Source organism: Aquimarina sp. Aq78 (assembly GCF_900299525.1).
Lineage (GTDB): Bacteria > Bacteroidota > Bacteroidia > Flavobacteriales > Flavobacteriaceae > Aquimarina.
This window is the reverse complement of record NZ_OMKA01000017.1, coordinates 1-18,471: the sequence shown is the minus strand read 5'-3', so window position 1 is coordinate 18,471 and position 18,471 is coordinate 1. Positions and strand designations below refer to the sequence as shown.

14 protein-coding genes are annotated in these 18,471 nt (G+C 34.0%); 8 read left to right on the top strand and 6 right to left on the bottom strand.

The window, feature by feature from the left end:
* The first annotated feature begins 76 nt into the window (after window positions 1-76).
* The 5 genes from DG435_RS10935 to dgt all read left to right on the top strand — a co-directional run bounded on the left by DG435_RS10935 (window position 77) and on the right by dgt (window position 6,628).
* Entirely contained in the window at window positions 77-1,054 is a 978-nt protein-coding gene (locus tag DG435_RS10935) for a ribonucleotide-diphosphate reductase subunit beta (protein ID WP_106795078.1), read from the top strand.
* 370 nt (window positions 1,055-1,424) lie between these two features.
* Window positions 1,425-3,887 (top strand): ribonucleoside-diphosphate reductase subunit alpha, encoded by a 2,463-nt coding sequence (locus DG435_RS10930; RefSeq protein ID WP_106795071.1) that lies wholly within the window; start codon window positions 1,425-1,427, stop codon window positions 3,885-3,887.
* 143 nt (window positions 3,888-4,030) lie between these two features.
* Window positions 4,031-4,528: a zinc-ribbon domain-containing protein gene (locus DG435_RS10925; RefSeq protein WP_106795072.1), complete on the top strand. Its 498-nt coding sequence runs from the start codon at window positions 4,031-4,033 to the stop codon at window positions 4,526-4,528.
* Between the two features lie 7 nt (window positions 4,529-4,535).
* Entirely contained in the window at window positions 4,536-5,276 is a 741-nt protein-coding gene (locus DG435_RS10920) for a type II CAAX prenyl endopeptidase Rce1 family protein (RefSeq protein WP_106795073.1), read from the top strand.
* 8 nt (window positions 5,277-5,284) lie between these two features.
* Window positions 5,285-6,628 carry a dGTP triphosphohydrolase gene (gene dgt / locus DG435_RS10915; protein ID WP_106795074.1) on the top strand — a complete coding sequence of 448 codons (1,344 nt, stop codon included), beginning with the start codon at window positions 5,285-5,287 and terminating at the stop codon, window positions 6,626-6,628.
* A 7-nt stretch (window positions 6,629-6,635) separates the two neighbouring features.
* Here the strand turns inward: dgt and DG435_RS10910 are convergent, their stop codons facing one another.
* Window positions 6,636-8,402: a 1-deoxy-D-xylulose-5-phosphate synthase gene (locus DG435_RS10910; protein WP_106795075.1), complete on the bottom strand. Its 1,767-nt coding sequence runs from the start codon at window positions 8,400-8,402 to the stop codon at window positions 6,636-6,638.
* A 98-nt stretch (window positions 8,403-8,500) separates the two neighbouring features.
* Between DG435_RS10910 and DG435_RS10905 the strand changes: the two genes are divergently transcribed.
* Entirely contained in the window at window positions 8,501-8,950 is a 450-nt protein-coding gene (locus DG435_RS10905) for a nucleoside deaminase (protein WP_106795076.1), read from the top strand.
* A gap of 84 nt (window positions 8,951-9,034) precedes the next feature.
* Here DG435_RS10905 and DG435_RS10900 read toward each other — a convergent pair whose 3' ends face one another.
* From DG435_RS10900 to aspS, 4 genes are all read right to left on the bottom strand, one after another.
* Window positions 9,035-9,232, bottom strand: a complete 198-nt coding sequence (locus tag DG435_RS10900) for a cold-shock protein (protein WP_074409501.1) — start codon at window positions 9,230-9,232, stop codon at window positions 9,035-9,037.
* Window positions 9,233-9,320: 88 nt separating this feature from the next.
* Window positions 9,321-9,575 carry a hypothetical protein gene (locus tag DG435_RS10895; protein WP_106795077.1) on the bottom strand — a complete coding sequence of 85 codons (255 nt, stop codon included), beginning with the start codon at window positions 9,573-9,575 and terminating at the stop codon, window positions 9,321-9,323.
* 103 nt (window positions 9,576-9,678) lie between these two features.
* On the bottom strand, window positions 9,679-11,466 hold the full coding sequence (locus DG435_RS10890) for a chloride channel protein (RefSeq protein WP_108840605.1): 1,788 nt from the start codon (window positions 11,464-11,466) through the stop codon (window positions 9,679-9,681).
* A 60-nt stretch (window positions 11,467-11,526) separates the two neighbouring features.
* Window positions 11,527-13,275 carry an aspartate--tRNA ligase gene (gene aspS / locus DG435_RS10885; protein WP_106795095.1) on the bottom strand — a complete coding sequence of 583 codons (1,749 nt, stop codon included), beginning with the start codon at window positions 13,273-13,275 and terminating at the stop codon, window positions 11,527-11,529.
* A 354-nt stretch (window positions 13,276-13,629) separates the two neighbouring features.
* On the opposite strand from aspS, the gene DG435_RS10880 reads away from it, so the two are divergent.
* Both DG435_RS10880 and DG435_RS10875 read left to right on the top strand, forming a co-directional pair.
* Window positions 13,630-16,605 (top strand): SusC/RagA family TonB-linked outer membrane protein, encoded by a 2,976-nt coding sequence (locus tag DG435_RS10880; protein WP_234387197.1) that lies wholly within the window; start codon window positions 13,630-13,632, stop codon window positions 16,603-16,605.
* A gap of 16 nt (window positions 16,606-16,621) precedes the next feature.
* Entirely contained in the window at window positions 16,622-17,965 is a 1,344-nt protein-coding gene (locus tag DG435_RS10875) for a RagB/SusD family nutrient uptake outer membrane protein (RefSeq protein ID WP_106795096.1), read from the top strand.
* Window positions 17,966-18,048: 83 nt separating this feature from the next.
* Here the strand turns inward: DG435_RS10875 and DG435_RS10870 are convergent.
* A partial coding sequence (locus DG435_RS10870) for a T9SS type A sorting domain-containing protein (protein WP_159098259.1) occupies window positions 18,049-18,471 on the bottom strand: 423 nt, incomplete at its 5' end.

Sequence of the window (18,471 nt, the reverse complement as noted above, 5' to 3'; positions counted from 1 at the left end):
TTTAACCTATTTTTTGATCTTTGTAATACCCTTAGGAAATAAGAAATTCTCTAAAAAAACAGCTAAAAAAAAAAGAATGAGCGCCGTAGAACCTATTTTGCAAGAAAACAAAGATCGATTCGTAATTTTTCCTATCCAACACCACGATATTTGGGAATGGTATAAGAAATCCGAGGCTAGTTTTTGGACAGCAGAAGAGATCGATTTGCATCAGGATATTACGGATTGGGCAACCAAACTTACTGAGGACGAACAATATTTTATCAAACATATTTTAGCATTTTTTGCTGCATCTGATGGTATTGTTAATGAAAATCTTGCAGAAAATTTTATAAACGAAGTACAGTATAGTGAGGCAAAATTTTTCTATGGTTTCCAGATCATGATGGAAAACATTCATTCAGAAACATACTCTTTATTGATCGATACTTATGTAAAGGATGAGAAAGAAAAGGATGTACTATTTAATGCATTAGAGAATTTTCCTGCAATTAAGAAAAAAGCAGACTGGGCATTACAATGGATAGAATCTGATTCTTTTGCAGAACGTTTAATTGCCTTTGCAGCGGTAGAAGGGATCTTCTTTTCAGGAGCGTTCTGCTCTATATTCTGGTTGAAAAAACGTGGATTAATGCCAGGGCTTACATTTTCTAATGAACTAATTTCAAGAGATGAAGGAGTACATTGCGATTTTGCAGTTCATCTTCATAACAAACATTTGATAAATAAAGTACCAAAAGATAGAATTAGAAAAATCCTGATAGACGCATTAGATATAGAGAGAGAATTTATAACAGAATCTCTTCCGGTAAGTTTGATAGGTATGAACTCTAAATTAATGACTCAATATTTAGAATTTGTTACCGATAGATTATTGGTAGAATTAGGATGTGAAAAAGAATATGAAACATCAAATCCATTTGATTTTATGGACATGATCTCTTTGCAAGGTAAAACCAATTTCTTTGAGAAAAGGGTTTCAGAATATCAAAAAGCAGGGGTGCTTAATAAAGACACGGAAGACAATAAGATAAGTTTTGATGCAGATTTTTAATCGAAAAGAAAATTAATAGTGTAACGTTGATTTCTTATGATTATCATTCCAACGAAAGTTGGATCCAAAACACTTTAAAATAAAGATATATTCATTCTGAGCTAATCAAAAACATTTCTTCTGTTTAATTCAGATTAGCTCAGTTTGATAAAGCTTTATAAGAAGCTACACAAAAAACAAAAAGGGACGAAAGTCATATTATTATTTTTTATCTATAGAATTACTCTGATTTTTGGATGTAGAGATTTCTTTTTAGTATCCAATTTCAAGGAGATGAAATATAGTTTTTGACCTTCAAATTATAAAATTAGTAACACGAATTATCATCAACTTCTTCATTAAGAAGAAAATTTAAAAACCAAAAAAAAGTATGTATGTAGTAAAAAGAGATGGGCGTAAAGAACCAATTATGTTCGACAAGATTACCGCAAGGGTAAGAAAATTATGTTATGGACTTAATCCACTAGTTGATCCTGTAAAGGTAGCAATGAGAGTGATAGAAGGGTTGTATGATGGAGTAACGACTAGTGAGTTGGATAATTTGGCTGCAGAAATAGCAGCAACAATGACTATAACACACCCTGATTATGCGAAGCTTGCAGCTCGTATCTCTGTTTCTAATCTACATAAAAATACAAAGAAAACTTTTTCTGAAGTCATTACAGACTTATATGAGTATGTAAACCCAAGAAACGGTAAAAAAGGACCATTGATAGCCGATGATGTATATGAGGTAATTATGGCTAATAAGGAAAAGCTGGATTCTACTATTATATACAATAGAGATTTTGGCTATGATTATTTTGGTTTTAAAACATTAGAACGTTCTTATCTATTAAAAATCAATGGCACAATTGCTGAACGTCCGCAACATATGCTTATGAGAGTTTCTATCGGTATCCATCTTAATGATCTTGATGCTGCTATAGAGACTTATGAATTGATGTCTAAAAAATACTTTACACACGCTACACCAACATTATTTAATTCGGGAACACCAAAACCGCAAATGTCATCTTGTTTCCTTCTGGCGATGAAAGATGATAGTATTGATGGTATTTATGATACGCTTAAACAAACAGCAAAAATTTCTCAGTCTGCTGGAGGAATAGGATTATCTATACATAATGTACGTGCTACAGGTTCTTATATTGCCGGTACTAATGGAACATCCAACGGTATTGTGCCCATGCTACAAGTATATAATGATACAGCTCGTTATGTAGATCAGGGTGGAGGAAAGCGTAAAGGATCGTTTGCAATATATGTAGAACCATGGCATGCTGATATTTTTGATTTTCTGGATCTGAAAAAGAATCATGGTAAAGAAGAGATGCGTGCACGTGATTTATTCTATGCAATGTGGGTACCGGATTTATTTATGAAACGTGTACAAGAAGATGCAGAATGGACCTTAATGTGTCCTAATGAGTGTCCTGGTTTGTTTGATATACATAGTGATGAGTTTGAAGAAGCTTACCTTCGTTTTGAATCAGAAGGAAAAGGACGAAGAACAATCAAAGCACGTGAGCTTTGGGAAAAAATCTTAGAATCTCAAATCGAAACTGGTACACCTTATATGTTGTATAAAGATGCTGCAAATCGCAAATCTAATCAACAAAATCTGGGAACTATACGATCATCTAATTTATGTACAGAGATATTAGAATATACTAGCCCAGATGAAGTAGCCGTATGTAACCTGGCATCTATTGCATTGCCAATGTTTGTGAAAAACGGAGAGTTTGATCATAAAGAACTCTTTAGGATTACAAAACGAGTAACTAAGAATCTGAACAGAGTAATTGATCGTAATTACTATCCGGTAAAAGAAGCAGAAAATTCTAATATGCGTCATCGTCCAATTGGATTAGGGGTGCAAGGATTGGCTGATGCATTTATCCAATTGCGTTTGCCATTTACCAGTGATGAGGCTAAGAAATTAAACCAAGAGATTTTTGAAACTTTATATTTTGCTGCAGTAACAGCATCTATGGAAGAAGCAAAAGCTGATGGACCATATCAAACTTATGAAGGTTCTCCAATATCTAAAGGAGATTTTCAATACAACCTATGGGGAATAAAAGATGAAGAATTAAGTGGTCGTTGGGACTGGGCAAAACTTCGTAAGCAAGTGCTTAAAAACGGAGTTCGTAACTCATTATTAGTTGCACCAATGCCTACAGCATCTACTTCTCAGATTTTAGGAAACAATGAAGCATTCGAACCGTACACAAGTAATATCTATACCAGACGTGTATTATCTGGAGAATTTATTGTCGTAAATAAACACTTATTAGAAGATTTAGTGAAATTAGGATTATGGAATGATAATCTTAAGGATGCTATTATGCGTGCAAATGGTTCAGTACAAAATATAGATATCATTCCGCAAGATCTAAAAGAACTGTACAAAACTGTTTGGGAAATGAGTATGAAAGATATTATCGATATGTCTCGTCATAGAGGATATTTTATCGATCAGTCTCAATCTTTAAACTTGTTCTTAGAAGGTGCTACTATGGCCAAATTAACTTCAATGCATTTTTATGCATGGAAGAGTGGATTAAAAACGGGTATGTATTACCTGAGAACGAAATCTGCGGTAGATGCAATTAAGTTTACGCTTAAAAAGGAAACTAAAGAAGAGCCTAAACCAGAGCAAGTAGCCGTAGCTGCTGCACAAGTAATGGAAGCGCAAGCAACCAAAGAAGAACCAAAACAAGAAGCTGTTGCACCAGAAGGAACAGCTCTTACTCCAGAAGAACTTCGTGCAATCATTGCACAATCTAAAGAAGGTGAAGGAGACGATTGTTTAATGTGTGGGTCTTAGACCTAGATTTATATAGGGCAAAAGGGAAGTTTTCTTAGGATACTTCCCTTTTTTGTTATTGAGAATATTATTCGTTTTCTTAAAATCAGGATTTTTTGTTACTTTTAGGCTCCTACCCAACTAACCTTACTATACTTTTTTATATGGAAAACATTACTATTCCTCGGATATTGTGTTCGCAATGTGAAACCGAAATTAATTCTGAAACTAAATTCTGTACCAATTGTGGTTATCCTGAAAATGGAGACGAAAAGGAAAAGGCACATTTTCATGCTAATAAAGTGATGAAAAAGAGTCAGACAAAGGATGACCAAAAGAAGATTAAATCAGCAAGAAAGACATTGTATTGGATAGCAGGAATCTTTTTTGTTTCTGGATTATTTTTATTTTTCGTTTTGAAAGATATACCTACTTTGATTTTCAGTGCCATTTTAGCTGCTATATTTTTGGTTTTAGCATATTGGTCACAGCATAAGCCATTTGCTGCATTATTATCTGCGTTGTTGTTGTATATAATGGTGATTGCTTTAAATGCAATTGTAGAACCTATGACCATTTTTAAAGGGATTCTTGTAAAAGTAATTATACTAAGTTTTTTGATTAAAGGAGTATATTCAGCTTCACAAAACGATAAAGACTAAGTATAGTATGATTTGTAAAGCTTGTAATACAATTTTAGAAAATGAAGTAAATTTTTGTCCAAATTGTGGTATAGCTACAGTAAAAGCCGAAATAGTAAAAAAAAGCGAACACCTTAATTTGGTTATAGCATTTTACGTTGTAATGCTTGCATTTCTAATTGTTACTGTTTTTATATATCGGGATGGTACATTAGTTGAAGAGATTGTTGTTGAAAGTATTTTTGCCTTGATTATTGTGGGGTTTACCTTTTACGATTTTAAAAACATTATAGAATTATATAGGTTTCCTAAAATCAACGTATTACTTTTTTTAGGAATCATTTTGGCTCCTTTTATAACTGCTTTTTTAGTTTACTACGGAATAGAAATCGTTAATGTATTATTGTTCGATGAATCTCAGAATTATTATCTAGAATATGTTGGCTATCCAAATGCCTTATTCTGGGCAATTTTATTTGTAGCCGTTCTTCCGCCAATTTTTGAAGAATTAGCTTTCAGAGGATTTTTGTTTAATCAATTGAATAAAATAACAAGTGCAAAAGCCACAATTATACTTACGGCATTTATTTTTGCTCTAATTCACCTTTCTGTATTATCATTATTATGGATATTTCCTTTCGGACTGTTATTAGGGTATTTAAGATATAGATATAAAACATTATGGTTAGGAATGATAATTCATTTCATACATAACCTGATAGTATTATCTTTGGACTATTATTATTATACCACATTGTTAGAATTTTAACTTTTATGATGAATTGGGAACAACTCTTGTCCTTAAAACGACAAGGAGATAGAAATAAAAGATTACGTAAAGAGCAAGACGAAACCCGGTTAGGTTTTGAAGTCGATTATGATCGCATTATCTTCTCTTCGGCCTTTAGAAGTTTACAGGATAAAACACAAGTTATTCCGTTATCCAAAACCAGCTTTGTGCATACACGATTAACACATAGCCTCGAAGTATCTGTAGTGGGACGTTCTTTAGGTAGAGTAGTAGGTAAGAAAATCTTAGAAAAACATCCACATCTTGCTGCTGTTCATGGATATCAGTTTAATGATTTTGGTGCTATCGTTGCAGCTGCAGCATTAGCGCATGATATTGGTAACCCACCCTTTGGGCATTCTGGGGAGAAGGCTATAGGAGAATACTTCAAAACAGGAAGCGGTAACCGATATAAAGATAAACTCACTCCTAAGCAGTATCAGGATTTGATTGATTTTGAGGGGAATGCCAATGGGTTTAAAATTCTTACAGAATCCCGCGAAGGGATAGAAGGAGGCCTTAGATTATCCTATGCGACATTAGGAGCGTTTATGAAATACCCTAAAGAATCATTACCTAAAAAACCAACGACACATATTGCTCATAAAAAATTTGGATACTTTCAGAACGATACCTCTTTTTTTAGAGAGGTAGCAGAAGAAGTGGGGTTATTGCAATATAAGATAGGTGATGAGGTTACTTATAGCCGCCATCCATTAACTTTTTTGGTAGAGGCAGCAGATGATATTTGTTATACTATTATCGATTTTGAAGATGGTATTAATCTGGGATTGATAGAAGAAGAATATGCTTTAGAATACTTGATCAAATTGGTAAAAGATACCATCAATACTTCAAAATATAATAAGCTTATTACTACAGCAGATCGATTAAGTTATCTTAGAGCACTAGCTATTAATACCTTAATAGGAGAAGCAGCAAGTATTTTTATCGAGCATGAAGAAGCCATATTATCAGGAACCTTTGATATGGCATTAATAGACAAAAGTAAATACGAAGCTCAAATCGATGATATCATTAAAATTAGCGTTGCTAAGATTTATCAAAGTCAGGAAGTAACCGAAAAAGAAATTGCAGGATATGAGATTCTTGCTACTCTTTTAGATCGCTATTGCGTGGCTACAGATAACTTTAATAAGGAAGAGAGTTCTAACTATGACAAGCTAATTTTGAGAGCCGAAGGCATTAATTTTGACTATACAAATGCAGATCTCTATACCCGTCTTATTGGAATAAGTAACTATGTGGCGAGTTTAACTGATGGTAATGCGCTGTTGAAATTTCAGAAGATTAAAGGATTGCAGATATAAAAAATGCTTAGAGGTATGTGTTGATTGTATTAAGAATTTTTTCAGGAGAAATCCCGCAAATGTTATGTAGTTGATCTACTGTGCCATGATGAATAAATTGATCAGGAATACCTAAAGCGACAATATTGTTTTTAAAATTATTCTGATTGGCAAAATCGAGTATTGAACTCCCAAAACCACCTTTGATAACGCCATCTTCAACAGTAATAATGGTGTCATAGTTCTGCACTATTTGTTTCAGTAGATCAATATCTAAAGGTTTTATAAAACAAAAATGATAGTGGCTAATTGTTTTTTCTATAGCTTCTATGGCCTTGGTTACATTATGTGCAATAGTACCTGTAGAAACTAAAGCGATTTTAGAACCTTTTTTTAGGCTGGTTGCTTTACCAATTTCTAGTTTTTGCATAGGAACTTCCCAATCGATAATATGCCCTCTGCCTCTGGGGTATCGTATCGCTATAGGGTGATCTAGCCCCAAAGAAGCAGTATAAAGTAAATGCCTTAGCTCAATTTCATTGGCTGGTGCTGCAACAATCATATTAGGGACGCATGAAAGATAGGCAATATCATAAACACCGTGGTGTGTTGCGCCATCTGCACCAACAATACCAGCACGATCAACACAAAAAATAACAGGCAAATTTTGTAAAGCTACATCGTGGATTACCTGATCATAGGCACGTTGTAAAAAAGTAGAATAGATTGTGCAAAATGGGATTAATCCTTGTGTTGCCATTCCGGCAGCAAGGGTGACCGCATGTTGCTCAGCAATGCCAACATCAAAAGCCCGATCAGGCATTTCTTCCATCATGTATTTTAGAGAACTCCCAGTGGGCATTGCAGGTGTAATACCTATAATCTTTTTGTTTTTTCTTGCAAGTTCAAGAATAGTAAACCCAAAAACATCCTGAAACTTAGGTGGTAATCCTGTATTATCTTTTGAAATTAGATCCCCAGTCGAAGCATCAAATTTACCCGGAGCATGGTATTTTACCTGGTCCTCTTCAGCTTGTTTTAAACCTTTTCCTTTGGTGGTAATAATATGTAAAAGTTTTGGGCCTTTTGTAGTTTTTAGTTTTTCTAAAGTTTTGAGAAGCATAGGTAAGTCATGCCCGTCAATAGGACCAAAATAATTAAAATTTAATGCCTCTATAATATTATTTTTTCTAGGTCTAACTCCGATCTTAGCTTTAGTAAGGTATTCTTTGAGAGCACCTACACTAGGGTCGATACCGATAGCATTATCATTAAGGATAACCAGCATATTGGTGTCGGTTACTCCGGCATGATTAAGTCCTTCGAAAGCCATTCCACTAGCAATAGAAGCATCACCAATTATTGCGACATGCTGTTTTGTGATATCTCCTTTTAATTTAGATGCAATTGCCATACCTAATACAGCCGAAATAGAAGTAGAAGAGTGCCCAACTCCAAAAGTATCATAATCACTTTCAGTACGCTTAGGAAACCCACTTATACCATCCAATTGTCTATTTGTATGAAAGATATCTTTTCTTCCGGTAAGGATTTTATGAGGATAAGCCTGATGGCCCACATCCCAAACAAGAAGATCATTGGGGGTGTCAAAAATATAATGTAGAGCAATAGTAAGTTCTATCACTCCTAAACTTGCTCCGAGATGACCTTCTTTAGCAGCAACAATATTGATCACAAAATCCCGAAGTTCTCTGGCTAGTTTGGGTAACTGATCAGTAGATAACTTTCTTAGATCAGATGGATATTTGATATTGGATAGAAATGATTGTTGCATAGCACAAAAGTACTATTTTGTAATGGTTCTTTATATACTTTTTATTTCATTCAGAATGCAAATATTTTTATTTAGCTTTACCTAAAATTTAATAGTATATGTTAGACCCATTGGATGATTCTTACTATATGAAGAAAGCGCTTCAGGAAGCAGAATTGGCGTATGAAAAAAATGAAGTTCCGATAGGAGCGGTTATAGTAGTTGAAGATCGAATTATAGCCAGAGCTCATAACCTTACAGAATTACTAACTGACGTTACAGCTCATGCTGAAATGCAGGCAATAACGGCGGCAGCAAATTTTTTGGGAGGAAAATACCTTAAAGAATGCACATTATATGTAACCCTTGAGCCCTGTCAGATGTGTGCCGGAGCGTTATATTGGAGTCAGATCAAAAAAATAGTATTCGGCGCGGTTGATGAACGAAGGGGATGTGCTGCAATGGGAACAAAACTTCACCCAAAAACTGAAATTATAGGTGGTGTTTTGGAAGAAGAATGTGGAGCACTACTTACCAGATTTTTTATTGAAAAACGAAACCTTAACTGAAGATCAATTTTTTGTGTCAAGCGTTAATTAAAAATAAAAAAACACTACGATCGGTAGTGCTTTTGAAACTTTGGAGTATGCGCTCTATCCGTGAATTATACGCACATTAGCTGCAGTAAGTCCTTTTCTTCCTTCCTCTTCATTATACTCCACTTTGTCACCTTCATTTAATGCCTCGCCATCAATTCCTGAAGCATGAACAAAAATGTCTTTTCCTGTTTCGTCGTTTGTAATAAATCCGTAACCTTTTGATTCATTAAAAAATTTTACTGTTCCTTCCATTGTAATAAGATAATAAGTATTTGAATAATAAAGGTAGTTTTAAATTTTTTATGAATTGTTATCAAAGTATGAATATTTTAAAAATTTATCAGTTACTATTTTCCCTATTTGCCTCATAATCCCTCATTTTCTTTAAGTTTTCTTCGGTAAGCATATAGTCTTTAACTTTTTTGTTTTTCCATCTGTGATAGATAAAAATTGGCATTAGAATAAAAGAAGAAGCTAATATGCCAATCCCGACTAATTTATCACCGGTACCATGATCTCCCGAATTTTTGAAGTAATATCCAACACATATAAGTATGATAATAGCTATAAAGAGTATTCTAATAATATATTTCATGAGTTTTTAAGGTATTGTGAAAATAAATTCATTAAAAATTGAGATTTCCCCCAGATAATAGCAATACTTGTTTTTATAACAATGTTATGATGGATTAGGAGTTTTATCGTGTAAAATTAATCAACTTTCTGCGATATGCAGTAAGAAGTTTTGATTTTGAAATAAAACCAAAATACTTGCCATTTTTAATCACAGGTAGATTCCAGGCTCCAGTATCCTGAAATTTTTTCATTACTGTTTTTGCATTGTCATGTTCATAAATTATAGCAACCGAGGTTTGAGCCATCAAGGTATCTACTGTTATTTTGTGATATAAGGTAATGTCAAACATAATATCTCTAATGTCATCTAGTGAAACCATTCCTATGAGATGATCAGATTCATCAGTAACAGGAAATAAGTTCCTATTTGATTTTGCGACGGCTTCGCTTAAAAGTTGCTTTAGGGTATAGTTTGGTTTTACCGAGATAAAATTAGTTTCTATACAGTCTTCGAGATTCATTAAAGTCAAAACGGTTTGATCCTTGTCATGGGTCAATAAATGACCTTGTTTTGCGAGTTCTCGGGTGTAGATATTATGTTCTATTTTATTTTTTGAAATTATAAATGATATTGAAGTCGTAATCATTAACGGAACAAATAACTCATAACTAGAAGTGATTTCTGCAATAAGAAATATTGAAGTTAGTGGGGCATGTAATACCCCGGCAATAAGCCCAGCCATTCCTAGTAACGTGAAATTGGCTTCAGAAACATGAAACCCCATTCCTAGATTATTAATTACTTTAGATACTACATTACCTAATGCACTACCCATAACCATTGTTGGGATGAATATTCCTCCAGAGCCTCCTGCAGCAAAGGTAGCGGTCATGGCAACAGCCTTAAAAATGGTAATACCTGTTAATAAAGCAATGACAATCCATATGTTACTAGTCATAGCGTCAAATGGAGTTTTACCGATAGCAGTTAGATGATCACCGTGTAATAAACCATTTATAAAACCAAGACCTTCACCATAGAGTGGAGGAATAAAATATAACATGATTCCGATAGCAAGTCCGCCAATTAATAACCGATGAATCTTTTTAGAAAACCGATCAAAAAAATGTAGTATTCCAAAATACATCTTAGTAAAATATATAGAAGCAAATGCAGTTCCGATTCCTAAAATAATGTAAAATGGAGTATCGTAAATATCAAATTTTTCTAAAACATTAAATCTAAATAAAACTTCATCGCCTAAAAAAAAATAAGAAGTAATTATTGATGATACTGAAGCAAAAAGTAAGGGTAACAAGGAAGTCAATGTAAGATCTAAACTAAATACTTCTACAGCAAAAACTAGCCCTGCCAAAGGAGATTTGAATACAGCAGAAATAGCACCTGCAGAAGCACAACCAATAAGTAATACTCTTGTTTTTCGATTAACATGAAATAAGGTGCTAAAACTAGAACTTAATGCTGATCCAGAACTAATTGCTGGGCCCAAAAGCCCTACCGAACCACCAAAACCTACTGTTATTGGTGCTAGAATGAGAGGTAAATATCCATGAATAGGCCTTATGACTCCATTTTTTTTTGAAAGCGAATGTAAAATAAGAGGGATCGCTGATTTTACATCTCTTTTAAATACATATTTTGTGAATATATAAACGATTAGTAAACCTATTATAGGAATGATAAAGTAAAAAGAAGCTTGCCAGGAGATGATATCACTTTCTAAAACGACCTGGATTAAATGAGTAATATTTTTTAATAGTAAGGAAACAAGCCCTGCTGTAAACCCAACAAGAATGCTTAGGATAAGAATAAAGGTTTTGTCAGAAATATGGCGATATCTCCATTTAAGTATCTTATAGAGTAGTGTCTTTTTTTTTGGGGGAGACATATTTACCTGACTTAACTAGTTTAAAGGTAATAAAAATCCCGCTCGTGGCGGGATTTTATATTATAAATCAAGTTTTATATTTAATTCTTTGAGTTGTTCGCTATCAATATTAGATGGTGCATCGATCATAATATCCCTTCCACTATTATTTTTTGGAAAAGCTATAAAATCCCGGATTGTTTCCTGGCCGCCAAGAATAGCGACTAATCTATCGAACCCAAAAGCAATACCACCATGAGGAGGAGCCCCATATTGAAAAGCATCCATTAAAAACCCAAACTGTGCCTTTGCTTCTTCTGGGGTGAATCCCAAATGATCAAACATTAATGCCTGCGTTTCTTTATCATGAATACGGATAGAACCACCACCAATTTCATTTCCGTTTAAAACAAGATCATATGCATTAGCACGAACATCTCCTGGTTTAGTGTCTAATAAAGCAATATCTTCTGGTTTTGGAGAAGTGAAAGGATGATGCATAGCATGATAACGTTCTGTTTCTTCATCCCATTCTAATAATGGAAAATCTACTACCCATAGAGGAGCAAATTCTTCTGGATTTCTTAACCCTAGTCGTTCAGCAAGTTCCATTCTAAGTGCACTTAGTTGTGCTCTTACTTTGTTTGTTTGACCAGAAAGGACACAGATTAAATCTCCAGCTTTCGCTCCGGTTGCCTTTGCCCATTTGGCCAGGTCATCTTGGTCGTAAAACTTGTCTACAGAGGATTTATATGTACCATCTTCATTGCACTTTACATATACCATTCCGAGTGCTCCAACTTGAGGACGTTTTACCCAATCAATAAGTTTGTCAATCTCTTTTCTGGTATATGAAGCTCCACCAGGAACTGCGATCCCAACAACTAACTCTGCAGTATTAAACACATTAAATTCTTTGTGTTGAGCAATATCGTTAAGCTCACCAAACTTCATTTCAAACCTTATATCGGGTTTGTCATTACCATAAGTTCGCATGGCCTCATCATAGGTCATTCTGGGGAAATCACCAATATTGACTCCTTTTATTTCGGATAATAAATATTGGGTAAGTCCTTCGAATATGTTTAAAATATCTTCTTGCTCGACAAATGCCATTTCACAATCTATCTGCGTGAATTCGGGTTGTCTGTCGGCTCTTAAATCTTCATCTCTAAAACATTTTACAATCTGAAAATATTTATCCATTCCACCAACCATAAGTAGCTGCTTAAACGTTTGTGGTGATTGTGGTAATGCGTAGAATTGTCCTTCATTCATTCTGGATGGAACAACAAAATCACGAGCTCCTTCGGGGGTGGATTTAATTAAATACGGAGTTTCAACTTCGATAAACCCTTCATTCGAAAGATAATTTCTTACTTGCATTCCTACTTGATGTCTAAACATCAAGCTATTTTTCACAGGATTACGACGTATATCCAGATACCTATATTTCATTCTAATATCTTCTCCTCCATCCGTTTGATCTTCTATAGTAAAAGGAGGGACGATAGATTCATTAAGAATCGTTAATTCATTCACCAGAATTTCAATTTCCCCTGTAGGGATATTTTGATTTTTAGACTCACGTTCAATTACCGTTCCTTTTATCTGGATAACAAACTCTCTTCCGAGAGTTTTAGCTTTTTCGACAATTAATGCTGGTGTACGCTCTTCATCAAATATCAATTGAGTGATCCCATAACGATCTCTAAGATCAACCCATATCATAAATCCTTTATCACGAGTCTTTTGCACCCATCCTGATAAGGTGACTTCTTTTTTGATATCTGAGGCGCGTAGTTCACCGCACGAATGACTTCTATACATATGTTATATATTAAGGCTGCAAAAATAAGAAGATTTATGGATTAGTTGATGATTGATGGTTGATAGTTTTTATGAGAATATAATTGCGATAGATTGTTTTAATGTTTCTTAAAAGTATAGTATATATTAATTTGATGCTCATACGTGATTATATCAGTTGTTAATTTGATCGCTACATCGAGACAAATTCCTTAATGTTTTATTAAATACTAGCCAGAAACTTTAAATCTTTTTTTAGTTTTTCAATACATAATAGGCAGTATTTTGGCTGTTTTTATGCGAACAATTGTTAGTTTTAACATTGTTTTATCAATATCTTTTAATAGATTTAACCAAACATTTAAACAGATCATTATGAAAAAACACAATCATTTTTGCAAAATGAAGATTTTGCTATTACTAATTTTTGTTCCGACTTTGTTGTTGGCTCAGGAGACTATTACGGGAAAAGTAGTCGTTGAGAGCACTGGCGAAGGAGCTCCTTTTATGAATGTTATTGAAGAAGGAACAAATAATGGTACCTCCAGTGACATTGATGGTAACTTTAGTATTACTGTGAACAGTTTACCAGTAAACCTAAAAGTATTTGCATTAGGATTTGCAGAAAAAACTGTATCTGTAGCAACTGCAGGAAATATCACGATTCAAGTAGCTGAGTCTACAGAATCATTAGAAGAAGTGGTAGTTACAGGATTGGCTACCTCTGTAAAGAGAAGTAATGCTGCAAATGCCGTAGCATCAATTTCGGCAGAGGAATTAGTAGGATCAACACCTCCACCAACATTGGACGGTGCGTTATACGGAAAATTTGCAGGAGCTATAGTAAGTGCAAATTCGGGTGCTCCAGGAGGAGGATTATCAGTAAAACTTAGAGGGATTACTTCAATTGCAGGAAATTCTCAACCTCTATATATTGTTGATGGTGTATATATTGACAATTCATCTATTGCTGCAGGATTAAATACAGTATCAGGTGCGGCTGCAGGAGGAAGTGCATCAAATCAGGATAATCCAACAAACCGTATTGCTGATATAAATCCAGATGATATAGCGAATATCGAAATATTAAAAGGAGCTTCGGCTGCTGCTATTTATGGGTCAAGAGCTTCTGCAGGGGTAGTTATAATTACCACTAAGAGAGGTAAGGCAGGAAAAACAAGTATTAACATTACTCAGTCTAATGGTTTTACTCAAGCGATCAGATTATTAGGAGTACGTAATTATACAGAACAAAATATAACAGCTTCTGGTAGTTTTGATAATGATGATTTACAAAACTTTATTGCAGCTAGAAATGCAGGACGATTAGTAGATTATGAAGAAGAACTTTTTGGTGAGGAAGGATTTATTTCAAAAACAAATCTTAATGTAAGTGGTGGTGGAGAAAAAACAACTTTTTACGCTGGGATTTCACATCAGAATGAGGACGGAATAGTTAAAAGAACAGGATATGAGAAGACATCATTACGATTAAATATTGATCATAAAATTACTGATAATATTAAGCTTAGTTTAAGCAATAATTATATTCAGTCGTCTTCTGATAGAGGATTTTTTAATAATGATAATACAGGTACTACCATTGGAGTTGCTTTAACATCAACAACTCCTTGGTTAAATTTATTTCCTGATGCTAATGGAGTATATCCTGATAACCCTTCTGGGGCTTCAAATATTCTTCAAACCAGAGATTTAATTACCAATAATGAAAAAAATAAAAGATTCATTGCGGGTGCTAACCTAGACGTTAATATTTATAAAAGTGATCATTCTAATTTGAAAGCTGTTTTAAGAGCAGGGATTGATGCATATACTTTTGAGACTTTGGCTCTATTTCCAAAAACATTACAATTCCAGAACCCCGATAATGGTGGTGTAGGAGGAGTTTCTGCTCAGGGAACTACAAGAAATACAAATAATAACTATTCTGGATTTTTAGTACATAACTATTTTACTGATAGTAATCTTAATTTTAGAACTCAAGTAGGTTTGACAAGAGAACTTTTTGATCAAAACTCGGTGTTGACTACAGCAACTGGTTTAGTATCTGGGCAAACAAACTTAAATTTATCTGCAGCAAGAAATATTGTACAAAACAGACTAAAACAAGAAGATTTTGGATTTTTTGTACAAGAAGAGATTAATTATCAAGATAAGATCATAGGAACCATTGGAGTTAGAGGAGATAAATCATCTAATAACACAGATGTAAATCAGTTCTTTTATTATCCAAAAGCTTCGCTGGCAGTTAATATACCTAAATTTGGTTTTTGGAGTTTAGATCAGGTTAATGAACTTAAGCTAAGAATTGCTTATGGTGAAGCCGGAAACTTTCCGTTTTTTGGAGCAAATACAACTATTTTCACAAATACTGCAATTGCTGGTTTAAGTGGAATCACACTAAACGGTCAATTAGGAAATACTGACATTGAGCCAGAAAGACAAAAGGAGTTAGAATTTGGATTTGATTTAGGATTATTAGATAATAGAGTAGGGTTACAGTTTACATATTATCAAAAAAAGGTTGATGATTTAATAATTTCATCGGCAATAGAGCCATCAACAGGTTTTATTTCTCAGGTAGTTAATGCTGGTAATTTAGAAAATAAAGGTTTTGAAGTAAGTTTAAATGCTGTTCCTATTAGTAATGATAATTTTGAGTGGTCTACTTTTGTTACATTCTTTAAAAATACATCAGAAATAACAAAATTAAACATCCCAGCTTTTAATACGGGAGCTTTTGGAGCTACCTTGGGAACATTTAGAATAGAAGAAGGTAAAAGTGCAACACAGATCGTAGGGATTACACCTAATGGGTTAGCAGTTTTAGGAGATGCTGAACCTGATTTTCAAATGTCTTTTCAGAATAGTTTAAAATATAAAAACTTTGATTTGTCATTTTTATGGCAATGGAAAAAAGGTGGTGATAATGTAAACCTTACAGCTCTATTAACTGATTTAAATGGTACTAGTGCTGATTATGACGATATTGATTTAGATCCAGCTGGTGTTTTAGGTAATGGAGATTACAGACAAAGTCAATTAGGAGTCTCTGCAAGACCTTTTGTTGAAGATGCTTCCTATTTAAGACTAAGAGAACTAGGATTATATTATAATGTGCCTAGTAAGATCTTACAAAACTGGTTTGGTAAAATTATTGAATCTGCAAAAATCGGATTCTCTGGAACCAATATAATTAATGTATTTGATTATAACAGTTATGACCCTGAAGTTTCGAATTTTGGATCTAATGGGATATCAACAGGGGTAGAAGTTACTCCATTCCCATCGTCAAAAAGATATTTGTTTCACTTATCTGTGAGTTTATAAAAAGAAAGAAATGATTATGAAAAATATATATAAAATAGTTGGTGTTGCAGTTCTTGGTTTTATGACGCTTACTTCATGTGATATTGATGAGGTAGGAGATTTAAATGGGCCTACACTAGAAAATATAATAGATAACAGTACCAAAGGAGATATACAGGATTTGGTTGGTGGTATACTATCCGATATGAGAGTTAGATTAGGAACTTATTATGATGATGTAGGCGTTATAGGTCGTGAATATTATCGTTTTTCAAGTTCTGATCCTAGATTTACATCGGATTTATTAGGGAAAGATAAGGCTGTATTAGATAATAATACGTTTTATACAACAGGTCCATGGGGTGCTCGCTATGGTACAGCAAAAGGAGCTAGTATTCTAGTACAAGCTATCGAAAATACTTCTCCTGCGTATAGTGAACAAGAGAAAAATGGACTAAGAGGAATAGGAAAAACAATTCAGGCTTATGAATTACTTCTTAATCTGAATTTGACATATCAAGGAGGAATAAGAGCAGATATCAGCAATCCAGAAAGTTTAGGTCCATTTTTAGGGTTTACACAATCTTTGGATGCTATAGAAGCATTATTGGTTTCGGGTGCTACAGATTTGAGTAATGCAGGAAGTGAATTTGCAGTTAATTTATCATCTGGTTTTACAGGGTTTAATACTCCGGCTACTTTTCTTCAATTTAATAAAGCAATCTCGGCCAGAGTAGCTGCGTATCAAGGAGATTTATCTGCTTTGTCAGGATATTTGACAGATTCTTTTCTTAGTCTTACCAATTCTTCTGATGATTTAGCCAATGGAGTATACTATGTGTTTTCTGCCGATGGTGGTGATCTAAGAAATCCAATGTTTTTTGCTTTAAATGCTTCTACAGCGGGGGTTAGAGTAGCACATCCTAGCTATATTACTGATATTGGTGCTACAGATAGTAGACGTTCTAAAGTAGCTCAAAGAAGTTCATCTATAACTTCTGATGGTCTTTCAGGAGATTATGACTTTAGACTATATACCACAGATGTAGATCCTATTCCACTAATTAGAAATGAAGAATTAATTCTTTTATATGCTGAAGCTAATCACATAAGTAATCCAACAAATGCTGTAACAGCAATTGATTTGGTAAGAAATGCTGCAGGAATTGGAGCTTATGCAGGTGGTACTAGTCCAGCTGAATTGCTTGACGAAATTCTAAGACAACGTAGATTTTCATTATATGGAGAAGGTCATAGATGGATTGATATGAGACGTTTTGATAGATTAGGAGATTTGCCTATCGATAGAGTAGGTGGCGGTGATGTTGAACCAGATGATGTTTGGGTTCAGTTCCCTATACCAGCAACAGAGAATCAATAGATTACTCTTTTTAAGATAATAAACGCCGCAAATTTTTGCGGCGTTTTTTTATGAACTTCTCTTAGAATAGATACCATTTATCATTACTTCACAATCACTTTTCTGATATGATTTCCATATGGTGTTTCTAATACCAGGGCATATACTCCAGAGGGTACTTGTAATGTAAAAGGGATTTCATATTGTTTTTTACCAGATTGTTTTTTTTGAGTGAGTATAGTGTTATTAGTTAGTTTGAATATTTTAATACTAATATCTTTTTGTTCTTTCAGGGTTACTTTTGCAGAGAATTTTCCATCAGAAGGGTTTGGATATACGCTAAATTCTCTGATATTTCCTAGCTGTTGATTTTGATTATCCTGGTTTTGCTCATCTGTTATCTCCTTTTGTAGTACCAATATTTTTTGAGTAAATGTATCCTGACAGTTTCCTAGTTTAGAGATCATAGTGATTTCATATTCTCCCGGTTTATCAAAATACAATTCAATAAGATCTTGATCTTGTGT